This is a genomic window from Paenibacillus hubeiensis (assembly GCF_032334105.1).
GTDB classification, from domain to species: Bacteria; Bacillota; Bacilli; order Paenibacillales; family Paenibacillaceae; genus Paenibacillus; species Paenibacillus hubeiensis.
In genome coordinates this window covers 89,783-107,746 of sequence record NZ_JAVYAE020000008.1, presented here as the reverse complement: position 1 = coordinate 107,746, position 17,964 = coordinate 89,783, and the positions used below count along the sequence as shown (strand labels likewise).

17 protein-coding genes are annotated in these 17,964 nt (G+C 49.9%); 11 read left to right on the top strand and 6 right to left on the bottom strand.

Features of this window, described 5'->3' with window-relative positions:
• Window position 1 precedes the first annotated feature (1 nt).
• The 3 genes from RSX24_RS20010 (at window position 2) to RSX24_RS20000 (ending at window position 3,543) form a co-directional block, all read left to right on the top strand.
• Window positions 2-1,396, top strand: a complete 1,395-nt coding sequence (locus tag RSX24_RS20010; protein ID WP_343261623.1) for a GldG family protein — start codon at window positions 2-4, stop codon at window positions 1,394-1,396.
• The gene (locus RSX24_RS20005) at window positions 1,393-2,436 is read left to right on the top strand and encodes a DUF4340 domain-containing protein (RefSeq protein ID WP_343261622.1); all 1,044 of its coding nucleotides are present in this window, start codon (window positions 1,393-1,395) and stop codon (window positions 2,434-2,436) included. Before RSX24_RS20010 ends, RSX24_RS20005 begins: the two co-directional genes overlap by 4 nt.
• A gap of 144 nt (window positions 2,437-2,580) precedes the next feature.
• Window positions 2,581-3,543 carry a YhcN/YlaJ family sporulation lipoprotein gene (locus RSX24_RS20000; RefSeq protein WP_339274355.1) on the top strand — a complete coding sequence of 321 codons (963 nt, stop codon included), beginning with the start codon at window positions 2,581-2,583 and terminating at the stop codon, window positions 3,541-3,543.
• A gap of 183 nt (window positions 3,544-3,726) precedes the next feature.
• On the opposite strand, the gene RSX24_RS19995 is transcribed toward RSX24_RS20000, so the two are convergent.
• Window positions 3,727-3,951 carry a helix-turn-helix domain-containing protein gene (locus tag RSX24_RS19995; protein ID WP_017692532.1) on the bottom strand — a complete coding sequence of 75 codons (225 nt, stop codon included), beginning with the start codon at window positions 3,949-3,951 and terminating at the stop codon, window positions 3,727-3,729.
• Between the two features lie 244 nt (window positions 3,952-4,195).
• Complete coding sequence (locus RSX24_RS19990; RefSeq protein WP_343261621.1) at window positions 4,196-5,143, bottom strand: helix-turn-helix transcriptional regulator; 948 nt, start codon at window positions 5,141-5,143, stop codon at window positions 4,196-4,198.
• Between the two features lie 190 nt (window positions 5,144-5,333).
• On the opposite strand from RSX24_RS19990, the gene RSX24_RS19985 reads away from it, so the two are divergent.
• Window positions 5,334-5,783 carry a VOC family protein gene (locus RSX24_RS19985; RefSeq protein ID WP_343261620.1) on the top strand — a complete coding sequence of 150 codons (450 nt, stop codon included), beginning with the start codon at window positions 5,334-5,336 and terminating at the stop codon, window positions 5,781-5,783.
• A gap of 277 nt (window positions 5,784-6,060) precedes the next feature.
• Window positions 6,061-6,729 (top strand): hypothetical protein, encoded by a 669-nt coding sequence (locus RSX24_RS19980; protein ID WP_343261619.1) that lies wholly within the window; start codon window positions 6,061-6,063, stop codon window positions 6,727-6,729.
• 951 nt (window positions 6,730-7,680) lie between these two features.
• On the opposite strand, the gene RSX24_RS19975 is transcribed toward RSX24_RS19980, so the two are convergent.
• A complete protein-coding gene (locus RSX24_RS19975; RefSeq protein WP_343261618.1) occupies window positions 7,681-8,031 on the bottom strand; it encodes a hypothetical protein in 351 nt (116 codons plus the stop codon).
• Between the two features lie 242 nt (window positions 8,032-8,273).
• On the opposite strand from RSX24_RS19975, the gene RSX24_RS19970 reads away from it, so the two are divergent.
• The 3 genes from RSX24_RS19970 to nagA are packed head-to-tail and all read left to right on the top strand — an operon-like array spanning window position 8,274 to window position 11,102.
• The gene (locus RSX24_RS19970) at window positions 8,274-9,137 is read left to right on the top strand and encodes a MurR/RpiR family transcriptional regulator (protein WP_343261617.1); all 864 of its coding nucleotides are present in this window, start codon (window positions 8,274-8,276) and stop codon (window positions 9,135-9,137) included.
• 4 nt (window positions 9,138-9,141) lie between these two features.
• Complete coding sequence (gene nagB / locus RSX24_RS19965; protein WP_339274348.1) at window positions 9,142-9,870, top strand: glucosamine-6-phosphate deaminase; 729 nt, start codon at window positions 9,142-9,144, stop codon at window positions 9,868-9,870.
• Window positions 9,867-11,102, top strand: coding sequence for an N-acetylglucosamine-6-phosphate deacetylase (gene nagA / locus RSX24_RS19960; protein WP_438286865.1), 1,236 nt, complete (start codon window positions 9,867-9,869; stop codon window positions 11,100-11,102). The genes nagB and nagA overlap by 4 nt, the downstream gene beginning before the upstream one ends.
• Window positions 11,103-11,209: 107 nt before the next feature.
• Here nagA and RSX24_RS19955 read toward each other — a convergent pair whose 3' ends face one another.
• Window positions 11,210-12,022 carry a stalk domain-containing protein gene (locus tag RSX24_RS19955; protein ID WP_343261616.1) on the bottom strand — a complete coding sequence of 271 codons (813 nt, stop codon included), beginning with the start codon at window positions 12,020-12,022 and terminating at the stop codon, window positions 11,210-11,212.
• A 324-nt stretch (window positions 12,023-12,346) separates the two neighbouring features.
• Here RSX24_RS19955 and RSX24_RS19950 point away from each other — a divergent pair, with 324 nt between their 5' ends.
• The gene (locus tag RSX24_RS19950; protein WP_343261615.1) at window positions 12,347-12,889 is read left to right on the top strand and encodes a hypothetical protein; all 543 of its coding nucleotides are present in this window, start codon (window positions 12,347-12,349) and stop codon (window positions 12,887-12,889) included.
• Between the two features lie 107 nt (window positions 12,890-12,996).
• Window positions 12,997-13,368 carry a hypothetical protein gene (locus RSX24_RS19945; RefSeq protein WP_343261614.1) on the top strand — a complete coding sequence of 124 codons (372 nt, stop codon included), beginning with the start codon at window positions 12,997-12,999 and terminating at the stop codon, window positions 13,366-13,368.
• 213 nt (window positions 13,369-13,581) lie between these two features.
• Here RSX24_RS19945 and RSX24_RS19940 read toward each other — a convergent pair whose 3' ends face one another.
• Window positions 13,582-14,811 carry a cytochrome P450 gene (locus RSX24_RS19940; protein ID WP_343261613.1) on the bottom strand — a complete coding sequence of 410 codons (1,230 nt, stop codon included), beginning with the start codon at window positions 14,809-14,811 and terminating at the stop codon, window positions 13,582-13,584.
• 232 nt (window positions 14,812-15,043) lie between these two features.
• Between RSX24_RS19940 and RSX24_RS19935 the strand changes: the two genes are divergently transcribed.
• Window positions 15,044-15,559, top strand: coding sequence for a PadR family transcriptional regulator (locus tag RSX24_RS19935; protein ID WP_339274340.1), 516 nt, complete (start codon window positions 15,044-15,046; stop codon window positions 15,557-15,559).
• Window positions 15,560-16,333: 774 nt separating this feature from the next.
• On the opposite strand, the gene RSX24_RS19930 is transcribed toward RSX24_RS19935, so the two are convergent.
• Window positions 16,334-17,689, bottom strand: coding sequence for a dipeptidase (locus RSX24_RS19930; protein WP_339274338.1), 1,356 nt, complete (start codon window positions 17,687-17,689; stop codon window positions 16,334-16,336).
• Window positions 17,690-17,964: the final 275 nt, after the last annotated feature.

Below are 17,964 nucleotides of genomic sequence, written 5' to 3'. Positions count from 1 at the left end.
CATGAAAAAATGGTTGAGTCACACCAACAGCACCGTGCTGTCTGTCGCTGTAATCGGCATATTCGTTTTGGTAACCCTGTTCTTGAATTCACTCAGCGGCTTTCAGCTGGATCTGACTTCAAACAAACAATATACCTTATCCGATCAGTCCCTTAGCGCGATCCAAAACGTAAAAGAAGACGTCAACGTATTGGTGCTCATCGTGGAAAATGCCAACAATACGGTATTGAACCGGGAAGTCACCGACATGGTACAGGAATATGCGAAACGAAACAGCAAGCTGAAGGTGAAACAGTACAATCTCTCGCAAGAGCCAGCCCTGGCTTCGAAATACGGCATCACCGGCAGCTCCATCGTGCTTGAGCGGGGCGATCAATACAAGGTTATCGATATTGGAAGCCTGTTTACGGCAGCTGGAGACGGCGCGGATGGTTCATACCAGTTTACGGGTGAAGAGAAATTTACCCAAGCGCTAATTAACCTGACGTCTACGGAAAAACACAAGATGGTCTTCCTTTCCGGTCATGAAGAGCTTGGACTGGATCAGCTTTCCACATTGCGTTCCTCGCTCGAGCAGAGCAATGTGACCACGGAGGAACTGCAGCTGAATCAGGCCGGAAAAGTTCCCGATGACGCGGATGTGCTGGCGATCATTGGACCGCAGCGAGACATTAGCGATACTGAGCTTAAGGAAATTCGGGCATATCTGGAGAATGGCGGCAAACTGCTGCTATCGCTCGGATTCAGCGAAGATATGAAGTCCTCATGGAAGAACATCGATGCGTTAATGGCCGATTATGGCGTCGTGGATAAACATGCAGTGATGGTGGATCATCAACAAGCGAGCACCATGGGTCCGCTGTGGGTTGTGCCGGAGTATGGAAGTCATGCCATCACGGACAAACTTTCGGAAAGCAAGCTGTACCCTATGCTGTCGTTGTCCATCGCATTGACAAGCAAGGGGCAGGACAAATATACGTTGTCGCCGCTGCTGCGTTCCAGCGTGGAAAGTTATGGCGAAACGAACATCGAGGGCCTGCTGCAAAACGAAACGACCAATGACAAGGATCAGGACGTGCAAGGGCCGGTCGAAATCGGGTATGCAGCAGATACAACGGACGGCAAACCCAAGGCAGTCATTCTGGGTTCATCCATCTTTATGCAGGATTCGCAGATCGCCAACGGCGGCAACCGTGATTTTATTTTAAACATTGCCAACTATCTGAGCGAAAAGCAGGATGGCGTAACGATCCGGGCCCGGGTGAATCCGGGTTACGAAGTCGCTTACCTTAGCGGTGAGCAGGCCAGAATCATTTTCTTTGCCGCTATTGTCGGATTCCCGCTGTTCTTTGTATTGATCGGTGTGCTGTTGTGGTGGAGGCGCAGACGCGTATGAAGAAATGGATGCCTACGATATTGGTCGTTTTGGTGCTGATCGTTGGCTGGATCTATGCCGCGAACCAGAATTACTTTCGGGAAGAAGAAGCACAGAAAGCAAAGCTGCTGGACATTGCAGCAGGCGACATTCAGTCGCTGTCCATTGAACGTGAAAACACGGAAACGGCGGCGGATGCTGCCTCCGCGTCTATGTCTGGCAGCAGTTCATCCCCAGCCTCCAAGCTTGAGCTTAAAGAAGGGGTATGGACCATGACGGAACCCGAATCTTATCCCCTGAACGGCTACGCGGTAAGCAGCTGGCTGGATTCGCTTAGCGCTGCCGAACAGGAGATGGTCGTAGAGGAACAACCGCAGGACCTGGAGAAATACGGACTTGGACAAAGTGCAAGCCGGATCGGCATCGGTTTGAAAGACGGTAAGCAATTGACGGTGACCATCGGTGGCCAGCTTCCGGCGGATAATGCTCGTTATGTACGTGTTAACGACGGTCCTGTCGTTGCCGTCCAAACCGATACGGTGACCGGCATCGATCTTACCCGCCGGGAATTGTTGGATACAACGCCGTTTAACCTGGATGAAGCCAATGTACAGTCTGCCGATTGGGAAGGCGAGGCAGCGACATGGCTGTTGAAGACGAATTCGGAAGCAGGGGCAGCGGACCGAACGTGGACTTTGAACGGTAAGGAAGCCAAGGCTGATGATGCCGTGTCTTTGCTGGGCAAAATCAAAAATTTGGCGACCGCGGACGACGTGCGCAAGGCATCGGAACTGAAAAATACCGTGCCGCGTTTCACATTGTCCATTGAACAAACGGTCAATGGAACAACGGTTACAGATGTGTATCGCGGCCTTGTCGAGAAATCGCAGCCCGATACGATCTGGGTGATCACAACGGATGGCAAGTGGGCGTATGCTTTGCAAGCAGATGCACTTAAAGAAGCGGAAAACTTCCCTGAAACGCTGAAACAGGCAAATGATTCGTCAGCGGACAGTCAAAAATCGGATTCCACTTCTTCCACTTCTACTTCAAATAACTAAAATTCAGAAAGCGGTGCTGCACTCCGGTGCATGCGCCGCTTTTATATTTTTCAGCCTGCTGTTCCATATCCTTTCAGCATATCGCAAAGGCCTAGGGCGCATCCTATTTTCGTGACCAAAATACCCACATTGGAGGATGAGCTAATGCCAGCAGCCAAAAAAGCAAAAGCCATTACTTTATCTTTGTCTACCGCAATTTTTGTTATGGCAGGGTTAACGGGTTGCGGCACCAGCCGGGATGCCGGCAATGTGCAAACGAAAAGCGTGCGTCACGAAGCAAGAGGGATCAATCGTTATGGCGTCGAAACCAACGGCCTGGATGGGATCCGTGCTCGGAACTACCGCGCCCATAACGTGACCAGCCTGAAGACGAGCGACGAGCTGGCCAAACACATTGCCGACATGAAAGAAGTGAAATCGGCGAATGTTTTGTTGACCGATCGCAATGCATATGTTGCTGTTCGACTTACCGATGGTCACGCGGGCAAGTTGAACACGAATTCATACCGTGCTCGCAGTTATTCCGGCTACGCGGATGATACGATGCGCAGCCGTACCTTGTCCCCTGACATGGGAGGACTTCGCGTAAATGACGGTGCGGGAGCGAGGTCCCCATACAGCGTTGACCGGGTTACCCCAGGATTAAACACGGGAACCGCAACGGATCGCAGCCATCTGAGCAATGATCGCGGACTTTACGGTACGATGGGCACCGGTTCGTACGGCATGATGCGCGGATTGACCGGGAGCGACAGAATTCCCATCAACGAAAATACGGGGGATTATGGCGTAAAGCGCGAAAACCGGGTAAACAGCTCGGACGACAATACGCCTGCCGAAATCAAGGGCAAAATCGCAGCCAGAGTCAAGCAGTTTGCGCCTAACGTAGAGAATGTCTATGTGTCGTCTAACCCGGAATTCGTGGAACATGCCGAGAAATATTCGACGGATCTTCGCAACGGCAAACCTGTCAGCGGCATGCTGGATACCTTCTCAAGCATGGTAGAACGTATCTTCCCGACGAATGCGATGAATCATCATCGTGATGGCGTACTTGATCATGGCGTAACAGAACGTTCCAACGGTCGCATGAACAATCTTCGGTAAGAAGCAGCAAGTATGGAAAATATGCCTTTGCGCAGATGAATACATCGGACGCAAAGGCATATTTTTATTGTAGCGGCAGCAATGGAAAAGGTCCAAGAAGCAAAAAAGCCTCTCCCCATTCTTTTCGTAGTTGAAGAATAGGAAAAGACTTTCATGCTTTTTTAACAACTGTGTACGCTCGCGTCAGATCTTTAGTTCTCCAAGCTTGATCAGCTCAACGACGGCTTGCGAACGACCCTTAACATTGAGTTTCTGCATCACATTCGAAATATGGTTACGCACCGTTTTTTCGCTGATGAATAACTGCCCTGCAATGTCGCGAGTTGTTTTGTCCTGAACCAACAATTCGAAAACTTCGCGTTCACGGTGGGTCAACAGAAATTTGCTTTTATGATCGATACCCTTCAATGTTCACCCCTCCTTGCTCGGGTTTGGTTGGTGTAACAAGGTTAAGGGGATACAGTCAACTCATATTATGTAAGGTCAAGCGCGATGGTTCAGTTTTAACTTAAAAATGGGCAGCATAATATGCGCCTAAGATTCTTAATAAGATTGACGTCATGTTTTAGGGTACAACGAAGGCGGATCAACAGATTACATACGGGTGCTCATGCCTGTTTCGGGCTTGAAAACAGCGTTGCTATTATGCCGCTCAATGTAGCCGGAAGGCTAATTCTTGCAGTTGTTTGACGAAGTCCTGTTTTAAGGTTGGAGGCTGTATATCCAGCAAAGTCGTTCCGAACCGGTGACAGTACTGCAGCAAGAAATGCCTCTCCGCCGGTTCAATCCAACCGGTAATGCAAAAATGTCCGTCTTTTTCGGAAAGGGACATGTTGGGGTAGTGGTGCCGTTCGAAAATGGCTAGACCCTCAGCGGTAATTTCAATTGCATACTCAATGGCTTGTTTGCTTTGGTTAACCAGTTGAAAGCGATTGTCCAAATCCATTTCTTTGATCAGATCCAAGGGCTGTTCGTCGTCCAGTACTGTGACGTTTACAATCCTGTCGCAGCGAAAAACTCTGTACTCCCCTTGATCCAGATCATAGGACGGACAGTACCAATGGCCGTGATTGGCATAAATGCCGATCGGCTGAACACGTCGTTCCGTTTGCTTGTTCGGGGATTGGTAAACGATACGAATAATGGCTGGCTCCATGACCGCCTGAAGAAGGTCTTCCAGCAAGGGGGCGTTGTCTGTCATTTTGACCGTTCCAAAGGAAACGCGGGTTTGAATAAGCGCTAACGTGTTTTGGATTTTCGGCGATACAGTCTCCAGAAATTTGGAGCGGATCGTGCCGTATTCGGCGCGAAAGGGCATGGAGCCCAAGAGTTCAATTCCCTTTAACGCAAAAAACAGCGCATAGGTTTCCTGAGGCGTAAAGGTCACGGGAGGCACTTTGTACGTATCGAGTATGCGATAGCCGCCATATCGGCCCATCTCGGAATATAAAGGCACGCCGATGTCTTCCAACGCTTTGATGTAACGAAGCGCGGTGCTTTTGGAAATGCCGAACTCTTGCCGCAGCTCTTGAAGCGTGAAGCGGTCCTTTTTGTATACGTAGTTCATCATTTTATAGAGGGATTCGTATTTTTTCATCATTGTAAAGGGTCCTCCAGTGCAGCGGTTGGTTTATTGTGAAGGCTGCGTCGCGCTTGATTTTTGCCGGGAACGTGCATTGGTTGAAGTTATTTCTATGATGCCCGCCAATGGTATCCATTTCTGAAACCTTTGAATTGTATAGTATACATTGTTCAATGGAACACAGCAAAATAATCAGGAGGCGAATGGAATGAGTTATGAAGTGGTTACGTTTTTGTCGATGAATGGAAGAGGGGCGGAAGCCATTGCGTTTTATACCGAGCATTTGCAGGCCAACGTTGTATTTAAGGTCACGTACGAAGATATGAAGAAAATGGACCCGGCGATGGTGATTGAACCGGGACGGGAGCAATGGATATCTCATTCCATCCTGGAAGTCGGGGTGCACAAAATCATGCTGGCGGAAGAATCGATGGTGCCGAAACTGGACTACATCGTGGGCAATAACACGTCGCTTTGCATCCAATCGGCGGACAAGCAGGAGATTGAACGGATATATCACTCTTTGGTCGGGGACCCGCGAACCGAAGTGATTACGCCGCTTGGTCCGATCGTGTTTAGCGAGGCATACGGCATTGTGCGCGATCCGTTCGGGGTGTATATGCAGTTGATGTATGATAGGAGATTGAAGAAGGGATAAAAGTACTGATGTATAAGGGTTTTTGTCGACTTATCGACTTAAACCCTTTAATATATTTACTAACAGGAAGAATTATAAGTCGTTCTGGACAAAAGTGATACTCTCAGGGAGTTGTTTGCTTTTTACTTTCCATCCAGCTAAAATTTCCTCAATTTCTTCTAAAGTCAGGGATGTAACCATAGGAAGGAGATCGGCTGAGTTAAAGGCGGTCTTTCCATATCGCGGTAATTAACCCCTTGTGCTAGGATTAACCATATACATACATGGAGGATTGAGTGTGCGTAATAGTGAGAGACTAATTATAATGGCCGGATGTATTTCTTTGTCTGTAGCATTAATAGGTTGTAGTGAATCGGTCTATGAAAATGTAAACACCAATGAGGTAGTAAAAGAGGCTACAAGCCCTGTGACTGAACCGGCTGCGGAACAAAATAGAATAAATAAAGAAAATAGCAACACCTTAGTAAGCGAAAGTCCAACAATTGAGCCTTTAATTACGAAAGATGGAGGGCTTGGTGATACGAAGAAGGCTATTGAACAACTTCGCGGAGCAGATGAAAGGGGAGAGGATGCAGCGATCAGCACTTATCAAAATGATAAGCTTCTGGTTTTATATTCGGAAGATGAAGTAACCAAGAACAAAACAGCTTTCAATGTGACTTTGCAGTTTGAATCAACGGATAGTCCAAGGCTTTCAAAAAAGGAAGCTTTACTTGAAGCCGCTTCGGTACTTCCAAGTGATGCTGTAAAAATCAAAGAATATAAGGCCGATGAGGATCGGGATGTTATCCAGTACGAGAGTAAGTTGCTAGCAAAACGTTTAAAGAGTTTTTATGATATGCAACAAGATGATCCTGAATTTAATCCAGGCACCTTTATCGTTATACTGAAGCATGACAAACAGGGGATTTATTCAGTTGTAGCTGGTGCGGGGAACAAGCCATAACCCATTGGAAAAGCTTTGATTAACTAAACCATTCGTTCATTAATCCATAACGGTAAGAAGAGTGCACAGAAGAATATGTACATTCGCATAGTTCCTTCACTGCAGGCATACAAAATGCCCTGGTCTTTATGACCGAGGCATCATTTGGGATAATCTGGTTTGTACAACTCACAATGAGGCACTCGAAACATTTAACTTAGAAGCCCCGACCTCTAAGCGTTTAGCGTAGGTGGAGGGTAGTTCACGCAAGCTCTCCTACGTTTTTTTTCTGAAAAATAGAAGGGAAATCAGAATAATAACCACGATCGCCGAGATATTATAGACCGTCTGGAATGTCTCGCTTTGTGTACGGGCAATAATAAAGGCTGCAATAGCAATAACCAGGACTAGCAGACCCCAGATTATCTTTTTGTTCAAATTTACACCTTCCTTTGTATATAGCTGGTTGAATCCCCCGGAGCTCCATGGGAAGGTGCGAAAACAAGAATAAGATCATGCCCTTCATTGTCTATTATGGAAATTAACCAACTCTTGAAGCTCATGGTTGAAGGATAATGTCCTCTTCTTTGTCTGTTAATCAGCCCATACAAGTACCTGTTCTTCACAGCGGCAAATCTTCGCCAGATCTGACCTGGAGTAACCAAGCCGGGATGTTTTGCGGGTGCACCACCAGCATGAGCAGTGGACTTTGCCTTTGGCAAACATGCCCTTATACTTATAGGCCCAGCCTCGTAATTGAGCGATCCTCATCTTGCGCTGGATCACACGTTGTCTTTGGTGCCGGATGTAAGCTTGATTCCAATTTGTTCTGTATTGCTTCACTGCCATCACGCTCCCTTGGGAAAGGCCCAGCCCGCAGAAGTTCCAAGGGGACATGCATCTACAGGCCGAGCGTGATGGTGTTCTTATAGCAACAAAGCATAATATAATCATCCTGTTCGTCGTTAGATTTTAATGAAAAAATTGATGCTTTCTCACAAATGCTTTCCAAGCTTTACGTGAAAACTTCCGATAAAACAACCGCTCCAATTCTGCGTGGCTTGCTTCGTTTAACCGAAGATGCCGCGCTTTTTTGGCAATTTTGGCGGAAGGCTCCGTCGTCGTTCGTGTGCTTCCAACTTTGCGCCGAATCGGAACATGGAACTGGATCAAATCCTCCAGACGCTCCCAGCCCTCCCAACTCAAGCGGCCGCCACGTTTCCAATCCACCGCGTACAGCGAAAAGAAAGGATGTTCCCCGGATCGTACCTCCACAATGATCCATAGGGACGGAATCATTTTTTGGCGTTGTCGCCCGTTCATACGCAGTTCCTCCATATCGGGAATGAACCCGTCTCTTTGTTTTCCACTATAAAACACGCAGCTTTTTCCATCAAGCTGGCCTGAACTTGGGTCAATCCATATCTCTCTAAATTTTATCCCTAAAACGGCGTAAGCTTCTTGATTTGCCTCGTGTGAATGTTTACAATGAAATTAACGAATGAAAATGATTTTCCGACATACGAAATATATAATAAAAATAATTTTCAAAAGAAGGAATTCATATGGCAGCCATATTGCATGCATTACGACAGGAACTGGACAGCTTGCCGTCGCAAGAGCGGCGTATAGCCGAGGTTATTCTCGCCTCTCCCTCCGACGTTCCGGGCTGGACGATTAATCAATTGGCTCAGGAAAGCGGAACGAGTCCGGCGACCGTTACCCGGTTCTGCAAATCCTTTCACTTCAAAGGTTTCCCCGACTTCAAAATGAAGCTGGCCGCCGAAATGTCCCAGCCTGCGCAGGAGTCGGCGTATCAGGATATCGTGGCAGGCAACCCGTTGTCCAAAATCGTGGCCGCCATCGAGGCGAACCATTTGGCTTCCATCTCGGACACCACTAGGCTGCTTGACCTGGGCAGGGTGGAGCAGGCCATTCGGCTGCTTTGCAACGCCCGGCGTATCGATCTGTACGGGGTGGCCACCTCGTCGATCGTGACGCAGGACTTTTATCAGAAGCTGGTCCGTATCGGCAAAAGCTGCACGGCCTTCTCGGATTCCCATATGCAGATTACGTCCGCGTCTTCGCTGACCGAGGGTGATGTGGCGATGGCCGTATCGTATTCGGGCGAAACGCCGGAGACGATCGATGCTCTGCATTGCGCACGGCAGGCGGGTGCGGCGACGATTTCGCTGACGTCCTACGGGAGCAACAAGCTGGCCAATGAGGCCGACATTCCGCTGTTCACTTCATCGCTGGAAGAAGGCATGCGGCGCGGAGACATGGCTTCCCGCATCGCGCTGCTGCATGTCATCGACATTTTGTTCACCGGCATGGTCAGCGCGGATTTCGACCGTTTCATTCCCAAGCTGGAGCAATCGTATCACAACGTGCAGTCTTATCGAGTTCATCACAACGGAGGTGCCTGACGACATGAACATTCGCATTTTTGAGCATGAAGAAGATTTGAACGCTACCGGGGCCGGACTGATCGCGAGCCTGCTGCAAACGAAGCCGCGAGCCGTGCTGGGACTGGCTACAGGTAGCTCACCGGTCGGCATTTATAAACATTTGATCGCTCTGTACGAGAAAGGGCTGGTGAGCTTCGCCCAGGCGTCCTCCTTCAATTTGGACGAATATGTCGGGCTCCCGAAAAATCATCCGGAGAGTTACCGTCATTTCATGAACGAGCAGTTATTCCATCATATCGACATCGATGCAGAGCGGACGCATGTGCCGAACGGCAGTGCCGCCGATCTGGACGAGGAATGCCAGGCGTATGAGCAAATGCTCGAAGAGCGCGGTCCAGTCGATCTGCAGTTGCTGGGCATCGGGCATAACGGGCACATCGGCTTCAACGAACCGGGCAGCGCATTGACAGGCCGCACCCATGTCGTGGATTTGAAAGAAGAAACGCGCCAAGCCAACGCCCGCTTCTTCGATCATATCGATGAGGTACCGAGGCAGGCCATTACGATGGGTGTGGGCAGCATTTTGAAGGCGAAGCAGATTTTGCTGATCGCGCGCGGCGAGGAAAAGGCGGACATCATCCACGAGGCGTTCATGGGACCGATCACGACGGCGTGCCCGGCTTCTTTGCTGCAATGCCATCCGAACGTGGTGGTGCTGCTGGATCGCGCAGCGGGGAGGTTGGTTAAATGAGTGACACACGAGCACAAGCCCAAGGAACAGCATACGGAAAAGAGAGCGGCAGCCCCATTTACCTTCTGCGCGGCAGAATGGTGCTGCCAGACGGTCTGGCGGAGGACGGCCTCCTCGCCTGGACCGATAGCACAATCCTTTATGCCGGACGGCCCGAAGGGCTTCCGGCGTCGATCCGCCGCGATGCGGTCACCCTGCCCGTGCCGGAGCAGGGCGTAATCGTGCCCGGGTTCATTGACATTCACGTGCACGGCGGCAATGGCGAAGACTTCATGGACGCCAGTCCGAAGGTGCTGGACAAAATCACGTCGTTCCATGCGACACAAGGCACGACGGCGATGCTGGCGACCACGATGACCGCGCCGAAAGAACGCCTGGATCAGGTGCTGAGCGAAGTGCACAGCTATCGTTCTGGCGAAATGCCGTACGCACAGCTGGAAGGCGTGCACCTGGAGGGACCGTTTTTCAGCCCGAAATGGCCGGGCGCGCAAAATCCGGACCATATCGTGCTGCCCAACGTATCCTGGCTGAAGGACTGGGAAGCGCAATATCCAGGACTGATTCGCCAGGTGACTTTGGCGCCGGAACGCGATGGCGCTCTGGAAGTCATTTCGTGGCTGCGCAGCCGGCACATTACGGCGGCTCTGGGGCACACGGACGCCACGTATGAAGACGTGCAGCGCGCCGTGCAGGCAGGCCTGCATCATGCGGTGCACACCTTCAACGCGATGACGCCGCTGCATCACCGCAATCCCGGGGCGGCCGGAGCCGTGCTGAGCGATCCGCGCATCAGCGCCGAGGTGATCGCCGACGGCATCCATGTGCACCCGGCGGCGATTTCCGTCCTGGCGCAGCTGAAGCAGGCTGCCGATCAGCTCGTGCTGATCACCGATGCGATGTCCGCCGCCGGGCTGGACGACGGCGAATACAAAATCGGCGATCTGCCGGTCATCGTCAAGGAGGGCGTGGCCCGCCTGAAAGAAGGCGGGGCCTTGGCCGGCAGCACCCTGACCATGGTGCGCGGATTCCGCTATCTCGTGCAGAAGGTCGGCCTTGACCTGAATGCCGCTTCACGCGCGGCAAGCCTGACGCCCGCACGGCTGCTGGGCATCGATTATCGCACAGGTTCATTCGCGCCGGGCAAACAGGCAGATATCGTGCTGCTGAATGAGGCATTGGAAATCGAGGGCGTCTGGGTGAAGGGAAAAAAGGCGGTAGCCCTTCCCGATTAAAAAGGGACTTCCGTAATAAACTTTGCCCTATGTAAAGGACATAGACCTGTGCCGCTTGAAGAAGGTGATCTCTGTACTGAACAGGGGTCATCCTACGGGGATTAGTATTACGGATTCAATACTTCTTTGACCAAGGAGAAATCTACCGAATCCACTTTCCAGCCTTTACTTGTATAAACCAGTTTGGCCGTTCTGTAGAGTGTTTCATTAGGTGCATATTTAGAGTTAGGACCTGAAGATTGAGTCAATTTGGCACTATTGGTATCAGTATAACTGATGGCCGATGGATAAATCGTTGTAAACTTAAAGTTGTATTTCAATCCTTTGCTGCGTATGATTTCATTGATAAATTTATCCGTAAAGTACGGGCTGAAGTAAGTTCTGATCTGCTTGATTGAAGATAAGTCGGTTGCTTCGTTTAATTTGTTTACGAACACTTGTCTTTGCTTATCTGTTATTTTCTTTGCATTCGGAACTTGAACTTGTGGTTTTTGCATGGTTACCTGAAGTTGTTTTCCATCCAACGTGATTGTTGCCTGACCAGTTTGTTGGTTCCAATTTACATCTGCTCCTAAAGTTTGACTTACAAAACGGGCCGGCACATAAGTGGAGTTGTAATGGAGTTCTGCTGGAACATCGAGAAGAATTTCCGATTGATTGAGCAAAACTTTGTTAGAATTAAGGATAAGAACCATTTCTGTAGCATCTTTAGTAATTGTAATTGTTTTTTGTTGTTGATTCCAATCAACGTCTGCTCCTAAGTTTTCAGAAACAGCTCTAAGAGGTATGAGCACCCGATTGTTTTTTAAAATACCACGATCTATTGTAACTGGTGCTTCAGCGGCATAGCTAGATGAGCTAAAGTTAGGTAGTACAAGCATAGATGCTGCCAACATCGTAAGAGATATTTTTTTGAACATTTGTGAGCCTCCTAAAATTCAGGGTATTTGTTAGATTAGACTTCATGCATAGAGAAAATGTTTCTTCCTAAATATAATAACGACGAAATGAACAAGCGTTGTGCAAAGGATCATCCGCCGCATAACGCTTTTTTAGTGTGGAGAATGAGCTTGATCATTAAGGTGTCGATATTAGTCAGTGAATATAAAGAAGAACGACGATTTTCCATAACGATCTGAAGTTTGAGGTGTTCTTTAAATGTAGGTAAATAAATATTTCGTAGAATGATCAGGGAAGAATAAGTGGACTTTAACGGTTCATGTTCCTTGTACAAGGAGGAAATGATGACGATATCATTGCGGACCAAAACCTTCCTCGCTCAAATCTTGGTGATGACTGTGATCGCAGGCACGCTTGTTTATAACCATTCAACTTCCGGCGAGGCGTCTGCTCTCGAAATGACAGCCGACCAGAAGGAGATGGAATTAGTCCTGAAACAAAAACTGGAGAAGTCGTGGAATGCAGGGAAGAACAAGATTATCGCGCACGCTTCGGACATCCCATCCTTTTCTGAGTTGAATTCAAAACAGCCTCTTGAGGATTGGGCCATCATGGACATGCATAACGATCTGTTTCAGCAGTTTTCCATGAAGGAACAATCTGCATTTCTTGATGCATACTACAACGATGAACGGGCACAACATATGCAAATCGGAGATTGGATGCCGGCCCTTTTGGTCAACCCAGACCAAACCGAAGTGATCGAATTTTGGGAGAAAAAAGACGGAACCTACATGATGATTCACTTGAAAACGAAAAAAGAGGGCTGGGGCAAAAAAGTCTGGTATGTCTATGGCGGAGCAGTGCCCCTTTCGGACGAAACATGAGGCGCTAAGCGTATGGGTCAACATATTTCACATGCTGCATCTGCTATGCTACAATAAGTGCAAAAAAACGGGATCAACTGGATCGCGGAAAATATGGAGGCACGACAATGGAACGAAACGCGATGCTCGGATCGGACCCATTCATCGCGAAGCTTACGGAGAAGCTGCACGTGCACGGGTATTATGCCTTTTACGGCGAGCATTACAGGGAAGCGGACATGGAACATTACCGCAGGCATTTGTTTTCCAAATTCAGCCATATCGTATGGGTTGAACTGGATGCGCGCAAAAAGTACATGATCGTGGACCATCGCGGCCGGAATGCGGTATTGAAGCTGATTGACGGCATGCTGAACACCCGCCGGACGCTGCGGGCCAATCAGGCGATGAACGGGGACAGCACGGAACAGGTGCAGCGGGATATAGACCATCTGAAACAGCTGACCCATCAGTTGAATTTTACGGTTTTTCGAACATAAGTCGGTATGTGTTACAGAAAAAAACGGAACTCCCTTACCACAAACAGCGCAAGTTAAACCATCTAGAATGGAATGCGTGTGCTGTCCGCAGTAAGGGAGTTTTTTCGTGGTGTAGGAACGTGTGAAGTTTCTGGAGCGTTTATTATGCCGCGGGCGATAATCTCACTTCGAGATGGAGAATCGTCAATCGACGTGTTCCCTGACGAAAATAAATTAACGAGTGACGTGAATCGGCAATGAAGTCAACATCTGTCCCGCCGCGGACGGGCTTAGGTGATCTTCGAATTTATAACCTGCAACAGGCTCGATTTTTGAGTAATGGTCCATGAACAGTCCGATGCCCAGGTTGGCTTCCAGCCTTGCCAGCGGAGCTCCGAGACAGAAGTGAGGACCGTTGCCAAAGGTCAGATGCTGTTTGTTGTTGGCCCGGTGGATATCCAGCGTGAACGGATTGGCAAATACGGCTTCATCCATGTTCGCTGCGCTCATCCAGGTGACGACGACGTCGCCCTTTTTGACGGGCACGCCGAGCAGTTCATTGTCCTGTTTTACGGTCCGGTCCATTTTGGCGATGTGGAAGCGGTAACGCAGCATTTCCTCGACCGTATTGGGCAGCAGTCCCCGCTGGGCCCGTACCTCGCCATAGATCTCGGGCTTATCGTACAGGAAAGCGTAGAACGTATTGGCGAGCAAGTGGCTGGTCGTTTCAATCCCGGCTCCGAGGATGAACATCGTCATGCGTACGATTTCGTCATCGGTGAGACGTTCGCCGTCCACCTCGGCCTGAATCAGGTCGGAAATGATATCGTCGGTCAGATGGGTTCTTTTGTGCATGACATGGGGCAGAAGATAGCTGTAATAGGCAGTAGCCGCATTGCGTTTGCGTTCGTTGACGTCTTCCGCGTGATCTTGCGGCAAAGGCAGGAACAGGTCATAAACCCACTGCTGGAAGAGCAAGCGGTCAGTGGATGGCACGCCGAGCAGATCGGCAATGACGATCGTTGGCAGCGCGCTGGTGAAATCTTTGACCACATCGATGGTCGGCGCATCCTGCATGTCCTTCAGCAGCCCGTCTACGATTTGGCGAATGCGCGGCTCCCACAGCTTCAGGCTGCGCGGCGTAAACGCGGCAGATAGCAGGGCACGGCTCTTGCGGTGCTCCGGCGGATCGGTCATGAAATCGATTCGGCCCGCATGCTTGCCTTCATCGTTGTCGGCGCCAGCGCTGATCGTGGTGCGTTCCCTGACGCTGGAGAAGTGCTCGTAGTCGCTCAGCACCCGTTTCACGTCTGCATAGCGAAATACGTTCCAGGTTCGGGTCACTTCATGGTAGCTGACCGGTTCATGCTCCAGCTTTTGCTTGTACCATTCATAAGGACTGAATTCTTCCACAGGCGAACGAAATTGCGTAATGGCTTCCAAGGAGATAATTTCATGATTCATGCACGAGTCCTCCCCATCCTTTGGATAATGAAAAGCATAAGTAATTGTGTGTTAGTTTAACATATGTTATTTTAACATATCAATAAATGGAATAACACGTCCCTGCGACCCATGTTGCTGGAATGTCATTCTTTTCCCGGGGATTAATCGATTGAACGAAACGGCGCTAATTGATAATCTGATACTAAACATGTACTCCAAGGCAAATCACACGACGAGAGGTACGAAAACTATGTACATAGAGCTGCTAATATTGATTCAGATCGAGAAAGGTCCGCGGCACGGCTACGAAATCAAAAAACAAATCCAGCACGACATCGGTTACCTGACGGACATCAACCACAACATGCTGTATCCGACGCTGCGGCGTTTTGCGGAAGAGGGGCTGGTGACCAAACGATTGAACGAGCAGGCCGGAAGGCCTAATCAAACCATCTATGAATTGACGAAATTGGGCGAAAAAAAGATTACGGAACTGGTCAATCGCTTTTCCGAAAAGGAGGCCAAAAGCCAGGTGGAATTCCTGATCCGGGTATCCCTGTTCCACCACATTACCGCCGAGAATCGGCTGCGCATCCTTTCTCTGAGGCGGCAGCAGCTCGATACGCTTGAAGCGGATCTGCTGCAAAGGCAAGAGCAGCGCGAGCCGGACACGTTTCGCGAAGAAGTGCTTAACTTGTCCCTGGCCCAGATCACGGGCGAGAAAACGTGGATCGACCAGTTGATGGGACAGGTTAAAGGGGAATAGGTGACTGGACAACAGGTGCGCTACAGTGGTAGTACGTGCTGGGTTGCCCAATAAAAGTGATACAAGATAACGTATCTTGGGGAGCTGTGGAGAGTACAAAAAGAAGGGAGGCAAGCGGAAGGAGACGGGGAATTCAATTCTAACGAACATCAGAACGCTTATTTGGCTGAAAATAGCTGTCTAGAAATGTTAACGAACTTCAGCGTCGTTATTTTGCCGAAATTGGCCCCGAACGAGCCGATCTGGTACGAATAACGTGTCTGAGGTTCGTTACATTTGGAATACACCGTTTGTCGAGCCAATAAGATGTGTCAGGTTCGTAAGAGTTTAAGCGATACGGGGCAACACGCCCTGCCCTTGGCAACGTACAGCAACTTGGGGATCAAGCGAGTCACGTAACATAGTTGTGTGGCTAACCACCATTGTCGTGAAGCGGTGTACCGTGTGCTTGCGAGAGAGTGGCCGTGCACGCCCATGCTCGCAGCCATCGCACCAAATCCCTTCACGCCAAACCTTCGGCCTTAACCCGCAATGTTTTTCTCCAATCACCATACGCCGTAAAAACACCGCGCGCCAACAAAGGCACGCGGTGTTTCGTCAATTATCCATTTCAATTCAACCTATAAGTCGGGGGTCACCGTCCGTATCCCAGGGTCAAATCCCATTCTTCATACAGAGGTGCAGGCTCGCCATGCAAGCATAGAATCGGTCATAAACAGTAACCAACCCATCAAATTAATAACAATCGAACCATATCAAGGACAAATCGTTTGCTTACAGGCTTTTCAGGAATTGCACGATGGTGAGCAGCCCTTTATCGAAGTTCTCCAGGTTGAAGTGCTCGTTCGGGGCATGCAGGTTTTCGTCTGGCAAGCCGAAGCCCATCATGACGGCCGGAACGCCCAGCACGCGGGACAGCTTCTCGACGATCGGGATGGAGCCGCCGTCCTTCGTGAACAACGCGCGCACACCGTAGACTTGCTCGTAGGCGTCTGCCGCTTTTTGCAGGATCGGATTGGAAGGATCGGTATTGAATGCAAAAGCGCGTTCGATTTGCTTCACTTGAATCGTTGCGCCAGGCTGCACATGTGCGTGCAGGTGGGCTTCGATGCGGTCCAGCACATGCTGCGGGTCCTGATCGGCCACGAGGCGGCACGTGATTTTGGCATGGGCTTCCTTTGGAATGACGGTTTTGGTGCCTTCTCCCTGGAAGCCGCCCCAAACGCCGTTCAGCTCCAAGGTCGGACGCGCTCCGACCCGCTCCACGAAGGAGTAGCCTTCTTCACCGTACAATTGTTCCAGTCCCAGGTCCTGGCGAAGCTGTTCTTCGTTGAAGCCTTGCTTCACGAATTCTTCTCTCATCTCGGCAGACAATGGCAGCACGCCATCGTAGAATCCGTCGACGCTAACGCGGCCTTGCTCGTCATGCAGCGAAGCGAGCAGCGATACGAGCGCATGCAGCGCATTTGGCACGCCGCCGCCGAAGCTGCCGGAATGCAGGTCCGTGTTGGCCGTGTACAGATCGACTTCGAGCGAGCACAAGCCGCGCAGGCCCGTGGAGATGGCCGGTTTTCCTTTTTCCAGCAACGACGTATCGGAGATCAGCACCATGTCTGCGCGCAGCTTCTCCGTGTTGTCGTTCAAATAAATCGGCAAATTCGGGCTGGAGATTTCCTCCTCGCCCTCGATGCAGAATTTCACGTTGACGGGCAGCTCTTTGTTTTCGGCGAGCAGGGCTTCAACCGCTTTAATATGTAAGAAAATTTGGCCTTTGTCGTCCGTTGCCCCGCGAGCGTACAGTTTGCCGTCGCGCACTGTCGGTTCGAACGGAGGCGTCTCCCACAGATTCAGCGGATCGACCGGCTGCACGTCATAGTGACCGTAAATCAGGGCCGTCGGTTTGCCTGGGGCATGCAAATGGTCGGCGTACACGATCGGGTGTCCAGCGGTCTGAATGATTTCCACGTTTTCCATGCCTGCGCGCGTGAGCGCATCCGCTGCCCATTTCGCGGCGCGTTGTACATCCTCTTTATACGTGGAAATGGCAGAAATGCTCGGAATGGACAACCATTCGTTCAACTCTGCCAGGTGTTTTTCTCTATTTTCCTGAAAATAAGCTTGTTCTTTCATCGATCAAGAGCCTCCTTCATGTCTGCTTAACTCCATTGTAATCCATTTTGCCCGCGTAATAAAACATCGGTTAAAAAATGTTTGTTTTTGCACCATTTCTTTCGGCTATGGAATGAGCTTATAATACAGGAAAGGGTTTACAATCCATCAAGGTTGATGGGAAAATAAGAAACTACGAAGATACAGGAATACGATTGCGCATGGATCGCATCATACCCTTCCGTCCCTCGGTTCCATGAACGAAAAAAGCAAGGCGGAAAGCCGGAGGGCAGATC